This is a genomic window from Virgibacillus proomii (assembly GCF_900162615.1).
In the GTDB taxonomy this organism is placed as follows: Bacteria; Bacillota; Bacilli; order Bacillales; family Amphibacillaceae; genus Virgibacillus; species Virgibacillus proomii.
Genome location: NZ_FUFN01000008.1, coordinates 111,686 through 126,322, shown reverse-complemented (window position 1 = coordinate 126,322; position 14,637 = coordinate 111,686). Strand labels below are relative to the sequence as shown.

At 31.9% G+C, this 14,637-nt stretch carries 13 protein-coding genes, 1 tRNA gene and 2 pseudogenes; 6 read left to right on the top strand and 10 right to left on the bottom strand.

The features are described from left to right. Positions 1-58: 58 nt before the first annotated feature. From BN1066_RS01540 to BN1066_RS01515, 6 genes are all read right to left on the bottom strand, one after another. Positions 59-781 carry a response regulator gene (locus BN1066_RS01540; RefSeq protein WP_077317765.1) on the bottom strand — a complete coding sequence of 241 codons (723 nt, stop codon included), beginning with the start codon at positions 779-781 and terminating at the stop codon, positions 59-61. Further along, entirely contained in the window at positions 774-2,357 is a 1,584-nt protein-coding gene (locus BN1066_RS01535; protein ID WP_077317764.1) for an ATP-binding protein, read from the bottom strand. The genes BN1066_RS01540 and BN1066_RS01535 overlap by 8 nt, the downstream gene beginning before the upstream one ends. Positions 2,358-3,153: 796 nt before the next feature. After that, positions 3,154-3,948 (bottom strand): DUF817 domain-containing protein, encoded by a 795-nt coding sequence (locus BN1066_RS01530; RefSeq protein WP_077317763.1) that lies wholly within the window; start codon positions 3,946-3,948, stop codon positions 3,154-3,156. Positions 3,949-4,283: 335 nt separating this feature from the next. After that, positions 4,284-4,505 (bottom strand): DUF3955 domain-containing protein, encoded by a 222-nt coding sequence (locus BN1066_RS01525; protein WP_077317762.1) that lies wholly within the window; start codon positions 4,503-4,505, stop codon positions 4,284-4,286. Further along, the gene (locus BN1066_RS01520) at positions 4,498-4,731 is read right to left on the bottom strand and encodes a helix-turn-helix domain-containing protein (RefSeq protein ID WP_077317761.1); all 234 of its coding nucleotides are present in this window, start codon (positions 4,729-4,731) and stop codon (positions 4,498-4,500) included. Before BN1066_RS01520 ends, BN1066_RS01525 begins: the two co-directional genes overlap by 8 nt. Positions 4,732-4,740: 9 nt before the next feature. Further along, on the bottom strand, positions 4,741-5,220 hold the full coding sequence (locus BN1066_RS01515; RefSeq protein WP_077317760.1) for a DUF2975 domain-containing protein: 480 nt from the start codon (positions 5,218-5,220) through the stop codon (positions 4,741-4,743). Positions 5,221-5,521: 301 nt separating this feature from the next. Here BN1066_RS01515 and BN1066_RS21145 point away from each other — a divergent pair. Both BN1066_RS21145 and BN1066_RS21140 read left to right on the top strand, forming a co-directional pair. Next, positions 5,522-5,809, top strand: a pseudogene (locus BN1066_RS21145) (IS5/IS1182 family transposase); the annotation flags it as partial. 75 nt (positions 5,810-5,884) lie between these two features. Then, positions 5,885-6,113, top strand: a pseudogene (locus BN1066_RS21140) (transposase); the annotation flags it as partial. Between the two features lie 445 nt (positions 6,114-6,558). Here BN1066_RS21140 and BN1066_RS21135 read toward each other — a convergent pair. Continuing rightward, on the bottom strand, positions 6,559-6,645 hold the full coding sequence (locus BN1066_RS21135) for a putative holin-like toxin (RefSeq protein WP_425445264.1): 87 nt from the start codon (positions 6,643-6,645) through the stop codon (positions 6,559-6,561). Between the two features lie 343 nt (positions 6,646-6,988). Here BN1066_RS21135 and BN1066_RS01505 point away from each other — a divergent pair, with 343 nt between their 5' ends. Further along, on the top strand, positions 6,989-7,489 hold the full coding sequence (locus BN1066_RS01505; RefSeq protein WP_077317758.1) for a DUF3231 family protein: 501 nt from the start codon (positions 6,989-6,991) through the stop codon (positions 7,487-7,489). A 531-nt stretch (positions 7,490-8,020) separates the two neighbouring features. Here the strand turns inward: BN1066_RS01505 and BN1066_RS01500 are convergent. The 3 genes from BN1066_RS01500 to BN1066_RS01485 form a co-directional block, all read right to left on the bottom strand. Beyond that, positions 8,021-8,093, bottom strand: a tRNA-Val gene (locus tag BN1066_RS01500). A 950-nt stretch (positions 8,094-9,043) separates the two neighbouring features. Beyond that, entirely contained in the window at positions 9,044-9,544 is a 501-nt protein-coding gene (locus BN1066_RS01490; RefSeq protein WP_077317756.1) for a hypothetical protein, read from the bottom strand. A gap of 115 nt (positions 9,545-9,659) precedes the next feature. Next, the gene (locus BN1066_RS01485) at positions 9,660-10,610 is read right to left on the bottom strand and encodes an L-lactate dehydrogenase (RefSeq protein WP_077317755.1); all 951 of its coding nucleotides are present in this window, start codon (positions 10,608-10,610) and stop codon (positions 9,660-9,662) included. 325 nt (positions 10,611-10,935) lie between these two features. Here BN1066_RS01485 and BN1066_RS01480 point away from each other — a divergent pair, with 325 nt between their 5' ends. The 3 genes from BN1066_RS01480 (at position 10,936) to BN1066_RS01470 (ending at position 14,537) form a co-directional block, all read left to right on the top strand. Next, positions 10,936-11,547: a sterol desaturase family protein gene (locus tag BN1066_RS01480; RefSeq protein ID WP_245799666.1), complete on the top strand. Its 612-nt coding sequence runs from the start codon at positions 10,936-10,938 to the stop codon at positions 11,545-11,547. Positions 11,548-12,122: 575 nt separating this feature from the next. Then, positions 12,123-13,253, top strand: coding sequence for a response regulator (locus BN1066_RS01475; RefSeq protein WP_077317754.1), 1,131 nt, complete (start codon positions 12,123-12,125; stop codon positions 13,251-13,253). A 585-nt stretch (positions 13,254-13,838) separates the two neighbouring features. Next, the gene (locus BN1066_RS01470) at positions 13,839-14,537 is read left to right on the top strand and encodes a LuxR C-terminal-related transcriptional regulator (protein ID WP_179104260.1); all 699 of its coding nucleotides are present in this window, start codon (positions 13,839-13,841) and stop codon (positions 14,535-14,537) included. The last annotated feature ends 100 nt before the right edge of the window (positions 14,538-14,637 follow it).

Sequence of the window (14,637 nt, the reverse complement as noted above, 5' to 3'; positions counted from 1 at the left end):
GCCTTTTTATCTTATTTTGTCAACATAATTGGAGAGCTACGAACTCTGTAGGGGAAGATTATTTAAAACCGGCAATAAGCTGTTCTTTTTCCGGGATCACTTGATAAATCATAATTGGACGACCAACAGATAAATATTTTAACTCTGCACGTAAGTAGCCAATTTCATTTAAAAATTGTAAATACTTTCTTGTAGAAATTCGCGACAATTCAACTTCTTTTGCTATATCCTCGGTTGAGAAATGCTCCTTTTGCTTTTCAACTGCTGTTAAAATTTTTTTAATGGTCAGTTTAGATAGTCCTTTAGGCAAGGATGAGAGGATTCCTTTTTCATTAAAAGCTTTAGATTGTCTTTCTTTCATTAAAATTTGATCTAATGTTTTCTGATCTGCTTTTTCAAATTTAGTGGTAAGCGAGTGGTATTGCAAAAAGTTTTCAATTGCTAATTTAAACCGCTCATATGAAAAAGGTTTGATTAAAAAGTCAATAACACCATAGTCTAGAGCTTTTTTGATTGTTGGTATATCATGTGCTGCCGTAATCATAATAATTGGTATGGAAATTTGCTTTTGTCTTAATTCTTGTACAAAGTCAATGCCGGTCTTTCCTGGTAAATAAACGTCGAGTAATATTAAATCGGGAGTGACTTCTTGTAACATTTTCCATAGTTCTTTTATATTATCAACTGTAGCAACAATTTCAAATCCTTTTGATCTTTCAACATATTGTTGATTTATTGTTGCAACCATTGGGTCATCTTCAACTATAATAACTTTAATCATCTATGTTCCTCCGTTTAAAGGGGATTTCTATGTGAAATAAACTTCCTTTTTCTACTTTAGATTCGACTTCAATCAATCCTTTATAATGTGTAACGATGGACCGAATGGCATCTAATCCATAGCCGCGATTTTCTCCCTTTGTTGAGTATCCTCGTTCAAAAATCTTTTCTCTTATTGCTGGTTCAATTCCGGAACCTGTATCTTTTACTTCAATGATAATGATTTCTTCTTCTTCATCATAGTAAAGAAAAAGAGCTACTTGTTTTCTTGTTGTATTTATCAATGCTTCTTTAGCATTATCTAATAAGATCCCGATTGATAATAGGAGATCATGGAGCATATCACCCATTTTAATATTTGGAAAATGAGAATCAGCATCAATGGTTAATGTTACACCTTGCTCATTTAACTCACTCGTTTTTCCTAGTAGAAACCCCGCAATGGCAGAACTTTTAATTTTATCCGTTATAAAGCCAATTTCTTGATGATATTTATTATTAAGCACGCGGACAAAGTTATTAACTTCCTGATATTTTTCTAATTCAATTAACCCCAAGATCGTATGAAGCTGATTCATAAATTTGTGGTTCTGTGCTCGCAATGAATCAATGTATTGCTCTGTGCCGCTCAGTTCACGGATAAGATGCTGCAGTTTGGATTGATCGTATAAAGTAGCAACTGCACCATATATTCGTTTATTTATATAAACAAGCTGTACATTAACGATAAACTCAAAATGATCAATAACCGTAACCTGATTAGAAATAGGTTTTTCCGTTTTAAAAACTTCAGCAAAAATTAAGGAAAAAACTTTTTTATCAAGATAACCTTTATTAGTAGCATTTTCTGTTAGTAACGTTTTATTAAAGAGTTTTGCAAAGTTAACATTTTGCAAGAGAATTTTTCGATGGGGAGTTACTGCAATGATTGCTTCACTAACAGAATCGATAATAATTTCTCGTTCTTTCATATGTGCAACAATCTGTTTTGGCTCGAGACCTAATAACACTCTTTTTAGATAGCGTGCTAAATATAAAGCTCCTAAAATTCCAACAAACAGACCAAATCCTAATCCTACATATAAATTTCTTCGAGCATTCCACAGCTCTTGGTTAATGGTTTGCTGAACATAACCGACACATACAACTCCTATCTGCTCACCATTTTCATCCCATATTGGTGTAAAAAAGCGGGTACCTTCTCCTAAAATTCCAACATGTGTTGAAAAGTGTTCCGAACCATCCAAGGCCTTACTAGCATCTTTAACATTGGAGAAGGTTTGACCAATTACACTTTCATCTGGATGAGACTTCCTAATCAGATTATTATCAAGTACGACTACAAAGCTAACCCCTGTTGCTTCCATTACTTCTTTAGAATATTCCTGTATGGTTGGATCAAATGGATCTCCTTCAACTTTATTAATGACACGAGTATCCTTTGCAACCATTCGGGCAACATTTCTTATTTTATCTTTTACTGTGTTGTGTTCTCGCTTTAATACGTAGCTATCTAGCAAAATTGCTGAAGCAATTAAGGAAGCAACAACCGATAACAATACAAGCAATGTTGTCATTTTCTTTAAAGATAATTGTGACAGCCATTTATCTTTGATGTTGTCCAGATCCCTTCTGTAAGTATATCGTTAATTGGAAAATTTTTATCCATTACAATTTTTAAGGTTTGTTTTAAGTAGAGCAGGAAGAATAGCACCTCGTACTCGCAAAAATAATTTACTGTTGTATGAGTTACAAATTATTCCTATAGTGCTGAAAAGAGTTGATATGACACGTTCTTATTTTAACAATATTCGACAGACGCTTCCACTTATATAGAAATAGACTACAGTTCAAGGTGCAGGACGATTTATATGTTTATTTTGTGAAATATTCGGTTAGTCATGTACCTGATTATTTTCTTAATCTTACTTGTTCTGTCGGCCCAAACGATCAGGCGTTTTGGTGTTCCATTATCTTAACTTCGTCTTCTCTATCACAAGTGGAAGCCTTATGATAAGCAGCTAAAAATAAAACTAACACAAATTTTGTTCATTTTGGATAATTCTGTATAAGTAAATCATTTTCTTTTTATCTTAACATGTTATCAATTCTGCACACATTTAAGCGAATCATGATGGTAATGGATAGTGAATTTTGATTATATTTTTTAAACTGTGAGAAGGGAAAAGCTGTTTTTGAAAAAGAATTTTGTTCCTGGTGGTGTAATTATTACTTTTTATATAATCTTAATTGAAATATATCTTTAATCTCCCTTTCATAATCAACATCAAAACGAGTACGAGAAGTGGAAAAGTTTATATTAAAAATAGCCTTTTTAAGAAATTTATCATATGGGTTGTTTTTCAAATAAAACTAACGATAAATTTGTTTTCTTCTAATAAAATTTGGAATACTTGCAACAAGTTTTTTATGCTCTGTTACAATCATAATGCTTATGACAACCAGTAAAAACCAAGAACTAATTTTACCAATATGGACAAGGTTCCATGAGTCCTGTTGACTAGGATATTGCCATGCTCCAAAGAAGGTTGCGATATTCTCAGCAATCCAAATAAAAAAGCCAATTAAGAAAAAAGAAAGAGGAAGCGACATTTTATATGTTGTTTTTCGTACTGTAATTTGTACATAAGTCTGAAAGAAAATAATAAATAACAAGGCTGTTAAAACCCAACGGAAATCAAACATAAAATGATGGGTAAAGAAGTTTAAATAAATCATTAAACCAAGCGGTATGGTGTATATATTTTTGGGCCAGTTATGCATTCTTAGATGAAATCTGCGCCATGCTTGACATATATAGCTAGCAACACTTGCATACATAAAACCACTATAAAGTGGTACTCCCCATAATTTTGCCCATGCTTCTTCTGGGTAGGACCATGAACCGACATGTACCTTATATAATTCCAGTAAAAGTCCAATAATGTGGAACACACAAATTACTTTTATTTCTTCTTTTGTCTCTAACTTTGTTTTTAACATGAGATATTGTGTAATGAGACAAATAAGTAAAATAAAATCGTAACGATATAATCCAGGAATGGAGATCACCTTTGAAACAGCAAGTGTTATAAAGATAACTACCGGAAAAATACAGGATAAAGCCTGATGGTAACCGAAATAAATAAGATCAACTAGATATTTCATCTTTTCACCTTCTAATTTGCAATTTACCACATTACAGTAATAGATAATGGTTAAATAAACAAAATATTAAAATAATTTAATATGTAGTATTTATTAATTGAACAAGCGAATCAAACTAAAGATTTGTTATTTTAAACGTTATAACTAAAGTATTGTCATAACTTTTTAAGCAAACAAGCGTGGATCCCATTAGCAAATATGGAAACTATTTTATATTTATCTGAGATAAGGACGGATGAAAAGATACATGCCAGTGCCATAATTATCTCATTTAAACATTTGTTTCTAAGTATAGGGTCCACGCTCTTTTAGGTAGCACTTTTTTTCTGTATGGATTATTGATTGTTATGTTTGTTTTTCTTTATGATTGAAATAATAGCCATAAATAACAGGAGCGCAATACCGCTAAAAACAAAAAGATAACTTAATGGAATTAAGAAAAATGGCTCTTCTAATGTTCCGTCTGGAGTTACCCTTGAACCAATTATAAAGTAACTAATGAGGCAAATGACACCTATTAAAATTGGAAGTAAAGCCAACAAAATTTTTTTATTCATCATCCATCTCTCCTTCATCTGTATTTTTTTTGTATTCTAAAATATCACCAGGTTGGCATTCTAAAGCTTCACATATTTTGTCTAAAGTTGAGAACTTAATAGCTTTTGCTTTTCCATTTTTTAAAATGGACACATTAGTTATTGTGATTCCTATTCTATTTGATAATTCGGTAACGCTCATTTTTCTTTTCGCCAGCATTACATCAAGGTTTACGATAATAGCCATTTTGTCACCTCAAATGGTTAAATCATTGTCTGTTTTTATTTTGTTAGCTTCTCTAACTAATTGAGAAAGTATAGAAGTTAACACAGAAATAACAAATGCGAAAAAAAGAATGAGTAAAATAATGATTAACATATTTATACTGATACTTTTAACGATAAATAGATATATTAACGCAACAAAATAAAAAAAACACTCAATCATTGCTAAAATACTAACTTGCTTTAATCTATTCGCATTTTTAATGTTAAAGGCTTGATTTGTGCTAATATCCAAACAGATTTTCCACCCTAAAGTTAATGCAATATAGAATGGAATTCCAGTAATCCAAATGAATACAATAAAAGGGTTATATAATACTTTCATCTTTTCTGAATTCAGTAAAACTTCCTTTCCAATTTCAGGTCCAAAATAAACGCAAAATAATAGACCTAAAATTCCACAAATAACAATTATCACTTTTAGCCAATTTGATAATTCCTTTTGTTTCATAGAAAAAACACTCCTTAGCTAAGATAAAATTATTATAATTCGTTAATTTGTGCAAGTCAATAATTATTTATCGTTTTACGATAAATAATTATTGATAATAATGGTGTTGGTTATAGGAAATATGGTTTATGATTTGTTTTTTTCATGAAATAATTCATAAAAATTGCACTATTAATATAATGCAACTAAGGAAAGTTAATTGAAATTATTACTAACTGTTACGAGAGGAAAGTACAAAGGGACTTGGATAAGTCATTCCGTATTAAGATGAAAAGTAGTAAAAAGCTATTATTGAAATGCGCTCGCTTTCGACTTATTCCCAACCCCAACGGATATACGTACATACATTCCTTTTCTGGATCCTCTTAAGAAACATTTCTTTAAGCTTCCTAACGATATTGTCACTGATGCCGCTATGGTAATGAACAAAATCACGAAGATATCATAGCCAACTGGAAACAAACCTCACTTATCATGTATAACCTATATCGTAAAGAGGAGAAAAAGAAATATAAGAATAGTATTTTTAAGGTAGCGAATGGGGACTATAATGACCAAAGAAGATACCTTTATCTGCCCAAATGGCAAAAGTGACATTCTGCTACATGCTGGATTAACAGACCATAAGTACCAAGGACTGGTCGGAGCGTCCGTTACGTTAGCATGTATGAAAGCAAGAAAGGGAATAATCAAAAAATTTATAACAAAAAATGGGAATAGCCAAAATATATTAGACAACAGCTTTCGGAAAAAAACAGGTAAAATTTATGGCAAACGTAAAAATTGATGTAAAACCAGTCTTAATTTCTGAAGGCTAATTTGGGTTTCACTCATACGTCCGTAAGGGGAAAAGAAAAAGTAGAAAATAATTAGGATTTGCGTTCATGCGGTGAACGCGGAAGTACATCGCCAGAACACCAAATGTACTAATAGATAATGAAAATAGGTAACGAAAATGGTTCCGATCATCAAGAACGATGTTTGAAACCATTTTTCAGTTATTATTGGCTAGTTATGTTCCAGTTTCATAAATAAAATGGGGAGTGGATTTCTAGTCTAGCCAAAATAGACTTCTATAAACAACAATGATGCAATTAATTGGTCATTGATATACAATACATATAAAAGACTACTCTACGGATAGGACTTTTCTCATTTTTAATTTACTTATAAATGAAGTATTTTTAATTATTTGGTAAATAAGGTATACTATTTATGTAGATTCATATAATAAATAAAAACCGTTTGGTGCTGGCACACCAAACGGTTAGTGCAATAGCCCTCATTGGGGCAGCTACAAAATAAGAGCATAAAAATAACCACTGTATGCTAGCTAGGCTATGGGTGGTTATTTTTTTCTGACAAAATAGTTACAATGAGCGCTCCAAAAGAAATCATTAAGACCAATCCTTCGAAAACTGTCACAGCCTCACCCCCTTTCTCTAAAGGGATGAGCTACCACCCATGAAAGCCTTATGCACTTGCGATTATTATAACATAATTAACATATTATTATGGTCTTTTCGGAATTTTATTCTTAATAAAGCACATTATATTAGATATTTAGGTTATCTTATTATGAGGTGACGTAATAAATATATTAGTATAGCTGGATAACGTTTGCTGTTTGAAAACATTATTGACGTTTGGATAGACTTAAAAACCCCCTTTTATTACATAAATATTCTCTATCCTTGAATAGTTTTGCTAAACAAAAGCACACTAAATATTGATTCAATTTAAAATCAATTATCTAAGGAGTGAAGTTATGGGAATTTTAAGTGGGAATCCTACAGAAGAACCAATGCATTATGGAGAAGTTTATTTAACATGGTCGTATCTTTTAGCTAATAAAGGGTTGCTTGATCTTTATCAAGGCTTCTACAATCATGCTGGAGATGAAGATTTAAAGAAACTTATCGAAGAGGCAATCCAAGGTATTAAAGGTGAAAATCAAGAGATTGAAAACCTATTAAAAGCTAACGGAGTAGCTCTTCCTCCTACACCACCAGAACGACCGGGAGCTGATTTAGAAGAAATCCCAGTTGGTGCACGTTTTAATGATGTAGAAATCGCAGCTGTTTTATCAACAAATGTAGGTAAAGGGCTTGTTGCTTGCAGTACCATTATGGGACAATCAATTCGTGAAGATATAGGAATGATGTTTGGACAATTCCACTTAAAAAAGGCTCAATTTGGAGTGAGAGTATTACATCTAAACAAGGAAAAAGGTTGGTTATTACCTCCTCCATTACATTTAAAAGCGTAATACGAAAAATAATAAAGCCGGGTTTTAATATCCGGTTTTTTATTTTTGTGAAAAGGGGAGTTCTACAAAATTTATTTTAGTAATTAGAGGCATTACTATTTCATTCCTCTTTTTTCATCAATTCTTAATTCCTTCATCATTTTCTTTACAGATAAAAACCCAATTAAGTACTCCCGCATTTTTCCGCAACAAAACACTTTCTTATAATCATAATCGAAACAAGTCGCGGAGAAGTGACATCTTCTTTTAATTTTTAATACCATAAACAATTCAATAAATTTTGTACTATAATTCCAGCGGGAAAAGTTCTAAAGCTGATTAAAGCTGGCGAAGTTGCATTTACTTTGCGAATAAAGGTAAACATACAGCGAAGAAGGTTAAAGATACAGCTAAAACTGCATCTAAAAGAATTCTGTACCGGATTGGCTAACGGGCGGTGGGAAGCAAGTAATTCGTATCAAAAAGAAAAACACCACTTTTTAATGAGTGGTGTTTTTATTATAAATGTTGATATACCAACGTTTTTAGGTATGATTCCGACTGGTCTCGAACCAGCGACCTCCACCCTGTCAAGGTGGCGCTCTCCCAGCTGAGCTACGGAATCAAAAAAATATTCATTTGTCTATATCATGAGCCACATTCCTTATTATACATACAACCCTATTCTGTTGCAAGCTAAAATTTTACTCCGATCCCCTTTTTGTGAACAATCCTGTCTAATCGTGTACGTACAGTTTTCGGGATTCAGTCCGTAGGTTCTTGCAAAGAGGCGATGATCTCGCTAGCGTTTGCGGTTGTGGAGCTCGTTTCCATAGTGACTCCCCATTCAGCTTCTGAGATTTTTGGCACATATGATTCATCATTTATAATTTCCTGGTTCATTCTATAAAATGTGTTTTGGAGTGTTGCATAGATACCTTTATAAGTATCAGCCGCCTCACTTCCAGAGGAATGATTTTTCTACTGAATATTGGTTGCAAAAAAATAAGTATTCTCTCTAGTTTCTACACACCTAATAAAACCAGCAGTTGATATCTTTCCCGTTAACATTACCCAGTTCCTGTTTTGAGCGTATAGCTCCGTTTGTATTCTCTGGTTGAATAGCTTCTATAACCGCTTGAGTATTCGTTTCCTTTAACTCAAATTCGTGTGTATAAAAAGCATGAACAATTCTACTTGTTCTCTTGGAGATATCCGGGGACATGATTCCATCCATTCTTCCAACTAACCGAATATATCGAAGTTTAGTCTTTCTTCTAATTAAAGGAGAAGCACTATATGAATGAGCTCGTCAGCAGTTCTGCCGTTTGTATATCACTAAACTTTTGTTAAAATACAATGGTTTTGTTTTAGTCTACTTGTTATTTGTTCTGTCCAGTTAAGTGTAGCCTATTCAGAAGAAAGGGCAAAAGTTTTAAAAGAATATTTGTAGCCCCTAAAAACCATTGTTAGGGGCTACTATTAATTGTAAATAAGTGGGTAGAATCACGGTAGGCTTATAAATATATGTGGTTAAATAGGGGAAGGTTTTAGTGTCACTTTTTTAAGGTATTCTTAACCATAAACATTATCTTCTTCTAATGAAGACACTTTTTCCTTAAGATAGATTAATTCATGCTGGTGATGCTTAATAATGACATTACTAGTTTGCTTTGTCAAAAGCTCAATTTTTTCATTTAACGTTGTAAAACCTTGATTCATGTCAACCCGGAGAGATTTGGTTTCATCACGTAAGTCAATAACCTCTTGCGAAAAGAGGTTAGTCTTGTTACACAGTTCGTCTTGTCCGGTTTGAAATGATTTAAATTCGTGACGCAGTTCGTCTTGTCCTACTCGGAGCGATTTGGTTTCATCACGTAAGTCAATAACCTCTTGCGAAAGGAGGTTAGTCTTGTTATGCAGTTCATCTTGCCCGGTTTGAAATGATTTAAATTCATGACGCAGTTCGTCTTGTCCTACTCGGAGAGATTTGTTTTCCATTTTTAATGTGTTCTGTCCTTCTTTAAGTGAGCCTAATTTACTTATAATAATTTCAAACATTTCTTTATTTTCCAATATTTGACCTCCTTTTCAACTACTATAATTGGAAAAGATATAAAAGAAAAGCAAATAAATTAATAGAAAAATACCACAAAAATGTGGTGTTTTTAGTATCTGTTATTAGTAGCTTTTAGTAGCCAATGCTAGCCATGTAGCTTCTCAGTACAGAATTAGACGTTTTAAATAATTCCTGTTCTTCCGCGGAAAGTTTTAGTTCAATAATCTCTTTTATTCCACTTCTGCTAATAACTGCTGGGACTCCTGTACAGATATTGGATTCCGCGTATTCTCCGTCAAGGATACAAGATGTTGGAATAATACGATGACCGTTATTAAATATCGATTTTGTAAAGTAAGCTAGTGCATTACCGATACCATAATATGTCGTTCCTTTTCGTTTTAAAATTTCAAAGCCTACACGTTTTACTGCTTCTATAATTTGTTCTAAATCGATATCAGCATATTTTTCTGGATTTTCTGCTAATATTTGTAAGAATGGTTTTCCACCAATGGTGAGATGTGACCATACGGCAAATTGTGAATCACCATGTTCTCCCATTGTATAGCCTTGAATGCTATGTACGTCTACATGTAAAATATCTGATAAATACGTTTTTAAGCGAGAAGAATCAATGGAAGTACCAGTTCCGATTACTTGATGACGTGGCAAGCCAGATAGTTTCCACACATGATATGTAATAATATCGACTGGATTTGTGGCAATTAGAAAAATACCATTAAATCCACTAGCCATTATTTTTGGAATCGTATCATTCATAATATTGGCACTTGTTTCAAGGGTATCGAGTCGAGTTTGATTTTCTTTTGGAGGTGGGCCTGCAGTAATAATAATGATCTCCATATGGCCCATATCCGATGCAGTTCCTGTCCAAATCTTTGTTTTAGAGGGAAGGAAATCCATGCAATGGGTAAGATCGAGTGATTCTCCTATTGACTTTTCTTCTTTAATGTCGACCAATAATAATTCATCACAGATACCTTGATTAATTAATGAATAAGCTGTACTTGAACCTACAAAACCTGTTCCTAAGATACCTACCTTTCGCAGCTGTCCTTTCATGTAATCATCTCCTGTATGTAAAATTTAAGATGAGTATCTTGCTTTGCAGTGGAAATACTGCATTACTGCATGGAATGATAAACATATGTAAATTTTTGCATAAACTAAATAAAAGTATACAGACAAAAAATAAATTAACTATGATTATAAATGTAAATAATTTATTTAGCAAGATTGCTAGGAATAAGGTGAGAAAATTTTAGATATGGATAAAATCCCCTGGATGACCATAAAACAAAAAAGTTATGAATTTTCCGTTTTTTATTGCTAAATTATATAATTTTTTGTATTGTTAACAAAACATAAGTTAAAGGAGGGATGAAGGTTGAAAAAATATTATAAGGAGTTTATTACATTTCCTGATGTATTCGTTATGCTGATCATTTTTGCTTGTTTAATTACTTTTACTATACCTCAATTACTTACTTGGCAGTCATGGATTACATTGTTGATCGGAATGCTGACATATGCATTAAGCGAATATATGATTCATCGTTTTTTGTTTCATATTAAAAAGCCGGATAATTCATTTTTACTAAAATTAATTAAGCGCTTACATTATGATCATCATGTAGATCCGAATAACGTAAAGTTACTTTTTTTACCATTGTGGTTTAGTTTGCCTAATTTTACAATTTTAGCAGGGGTATTTTACCTTATTACTAGGAATATGAATCTTACAACTGCTTTTGCTACTGGAGTTGTCGGGTATTTTCTATACTATGAGTGGAAACACTTTATCGCACATAAGCCAATTCAACCACTTACTAAATTAGGAAAGAAAATTAAAAAAACTCATCTTTGGCATCATTATAAAAATGAAAATTATTGGTTTGGTGTAACGCATACAACTGTAGATAAAACAATGGGAACATACCGTGATCATACAGAAGTTGAAAAAAGTGCTACGGCTAGAAACCTAGAAAAGCGAGCATAGATCGCATAGTTTAAAACAAAAAGTTTGATTTAGAAAGTAGAAGAAAAAATTATACTCACTGAAGTAAAAAGAAGAGCTTTGTATCGACAAATATTACGGAATAGCACAATGCTCTTCTTATATTCTTTTATTTATACTTCGAAGGAATACATATGATAACAGTTGTTCCTTCATCCGTACCAGACATTGAATAGTTCACTCTTTAAAAAGATGATAAATAGTACTTATGAGGCGAATTATGTAGGAATATTCCCTAGATTAAATTTAATATATTCTTGTTATAAAAGACGTTTTTTATGGAGAAAACGTATTTATTGGAATATAATAGAATAAGGCATAGTTATTAGTAATAGTTATCATAAAATAATTAAAATAAAAAAACTGAATTAGTAAAAAAGTGCTAGGACTATATATTCATAAAAATAATAGGAGTTGATGAAAAAACAAACAGACGCTTAACTTATACTAGCTTATTTTCTAAACAGGCAATATAATGTGAAAATCTTGTATAAATATTTTATGTACCTTCTCTAGTGAGTTGTAATATTTATTCCTTGTTAAGGGGGTTCTAAGGATTGAAAGCAATTTTAGTAGATGATGAACAAATAGCGTTAGATTTTTTAGAGAATCTATTAATTAAAACAAGTGAGCTTCAAATAGTTGCAAAATTGACGAACCCATTGCTTGTAAAAGACACCGTGAAGAAAACAAAATCAGATATCGTTTTTTTAGATATTAATATGCCACAAGTAAATGGACTTGAACTGGCTGAACAAATTTTAGAAATAAATCCTGATATACACATTGTGTTTGTGACAGCCTATGACGAATATGCAATTAATGCATTTGAAATTAATGCGTTAGACTATTTGTTAAAACCAATTCGAATCGACCGTCTCCAAAAAACGATGGAGCGTTTAAAGAATAACGTTGTTTTGCAATCTTTCCCTAATAAGGTAGAAACAAAATCGTTGCAATTAAATGTATGCGGTAATTTTTCAATCACAAACATTAATGATGAGATTGAAATAATTTCATGGCGTACAGCAAAAGTAAAGGAATTATTTTTATATTTACTTCATAAAAGAGAAAAATTAGTCAGAAAATCATGGCTTATTGAGTTACTATGGTCTGACTTAGAACCTGAGCGTGCTTATGCTCAATTATATACAGCTATATATCATGTACGCAAAACTTTAAAGAAGTATCCAGGTTTTTTTAAGTTGGAAAATACAACAGAAGGATACATTCTTTCTACTAAAAATGTAGTAATTAATTTAGAGCTATGGAAAGAAAAAATATATTCTGCATCACCAATCAGTTCTGACAATATTCAGCTGTGTATAGAAGCAATGGAGTTTTATACAGCCCCATATTTTGATGAATATGATTATTGGTGGGCGGAGTCTGAGAAAAATCGATATGAGAAAATATGGTTAGATACCTCTTTAAAAATAGCAGAATTTTACTTTTCGAGTGGACAGTATGAAGATGCAAAAGATTGGTATTTAAAAATAACTACTCATTACCCCGAATTAGAACAAGCACATTTTGCTTTAATGAAATTGTTCTCTTTTACGAACGATAATGTGAATGTCCAACATCAATATGAGAAATTAAAGGAAATTTTAAAATACGAGTTAGGAACCGTTCCTGAAGCAATGATTACAAATTGGTATGCTCAGTGGAGAAAATACAATATGTAACATGTTGAATATGTACCAGATATGGTGTGTTTTTTACAAACGTTAATCAGTAAAGGCGCTATTTTAGCGTCTTTTTTTTGTAGACTTTTATGAAGCGGTTTAAATTTTTCAATGTAAGTGTAACTGGCTAACATTGCTCAAGGACATTGTGCTGGCTATTTTTGCTTCGTTATATATTGCAAAAATAGGGCTTTAATATGTATAGGAAGGGGAAGCCTATTTTTTTGGGACATTGTCTGTAAAGTAAGGATTCGCAGCCAGTCTTAATACTTAAAACAAAGGATTTAAAAAGAAATACTAAGAAGAATTTACAATGCATGGTTTATAGTTGTAAAGAATTTGTAGAGGTGATGTGGGTAATATGTATTATAGTCAAGGAAATGTGTATATAAAAAAGTATACAAAAAAGACTTGTATATCACACAATTAGTTAGAAAGTAAGTGAGATGTATTTAATTGATTAGGATAAGTCTAACTAACTTTCATGTTGCGGTGGCTACTTTGTGAAACGATAACTGATGTTAATCCAAAAGCTCTAATACTCTACAGAATGTAAACTGAAATTAGTTAATGATGGTGAAAAAGATGATAAATATAGGATTAGTTAATACAAATGAAATATTTACACAAGGCTTGCGAATTATTTTAGAAGAAGAGAAAGATATGAAAGTAATCGAATTAGGATATGACAGTGCAAATTGTTTTGAACAGTTAAGTGAATTTATTCCAGATGTATTATTAGTTCATTTAATTAATGAATCTAATAATGCACATCATATAACTAGAGAATTAAAGATGCAATATACCGATATGAAAATTATTTACATTTATTCTTCTATAGACTTACATTTAATTAAAAAGGGAATTGCTGAAGGAGTCGTAGGGTTCCTATTAAGTTGTAGCAGTCGAGATGCGCTTATTTCTTCCATTAGAAATGTATATTATCAACAATTTGTATTTGCCAACGAAATTGTTGAACAACTATTTAAAAATGTTGAAACAGATTGTAATGATATAAAACAGAAAATTAGAGGGGGTTTGTTGGATAAGGGTATTCATGTAAGTTGGCGAGATAGTGATATCCTGTATCTCATCTATAAAGGTTATAAAAACACAGAGATTGCTAATGAATTACATTTATCGGAGAAGACGGTAAGAGATTATGTGAGTAAAGTATATAAAAAACTTCATACGAATAATCGAGATAAAATTAGAGAATATGTAACAGCCATTATAAATGAGGGAGAGCTGAAAATAGATACCCACAATCACTCTGAGATGTGAGCCGATTTTACTAAATTATTTCTTTGATGATAAATGTTAAGCTTGGGGTTATTTGAAGTATCAAAAAGTTTTAGGTTTTAATTATAGATCAACCATGTCA

Excerpts from the sequence above, each read along its gene's own strand:
- BN1066_RS01520 (WP_077317761.1), bottom strand. The coding sequence starts at position 4,731 with ATGGCTATTATCGTAAACCTTGATGTAATGCTGGCGAAAAGAAAAATG.
- BN1066_RS01535 (WP_077317764.1), bottom strand. The coding sequence starts at position 2,357 with ATGACAACATTGCTTGTATTGTTATCGGTTGTTGCTTCCTTAATTGCT.
- BN1066_RS01515 (WP_077317760.1), bottom strand. The coding sequence starts at position 5,220 with ATGAAACAAAAGGAATTATCAAATTGGCTAAAAGTGATAATTGTTATT.
- BN1066_RS01470 (WP_179104260.1), top strand. The coding sequence starts at position 13,839 with ATGATAAATATAGGATTAGTTAATACAAATGAAATATTTACACAAGGC.
- BN1066_RS01540 (WP_077317765.1), bottom strand. The coding sequence starts at position 781 with ATGATTAAAGTTATTATAGTTGAAGATGACCCAATGGTTGCAACAATA.
- BN1066_RS01525 (WP_077317762.1), bottom strand. The coding sequence starts at position 4,505 with ATGAATAAAAAAATTTTGTTGGCTTTACTTCCAATTTTAATAGGTGTC.
- BN1066_RS01530 (WP_077317763.1), bottom strand. The coding sequence starts at position 3,948 with ATGAAATATCTAGTTGATCTTATTTATTTCGGTTACCATCAGGCTTTA.
- BN1066_RS01505 (WP_077317758.1), top strand. The coding sequence starts at position 6,989 with ATGGGAATTTTAAGTGGGAATCCTACAGAAGAACCAATGCATTATGGA.
- BN1066_RS01485 (WP_077317755.1), bottom strand. The coding sequence starts at position 10,610 with ATGAAAGGACAGCTGCGAAAGGTAGGTATCTTAGGAACAGGTTTTGTA.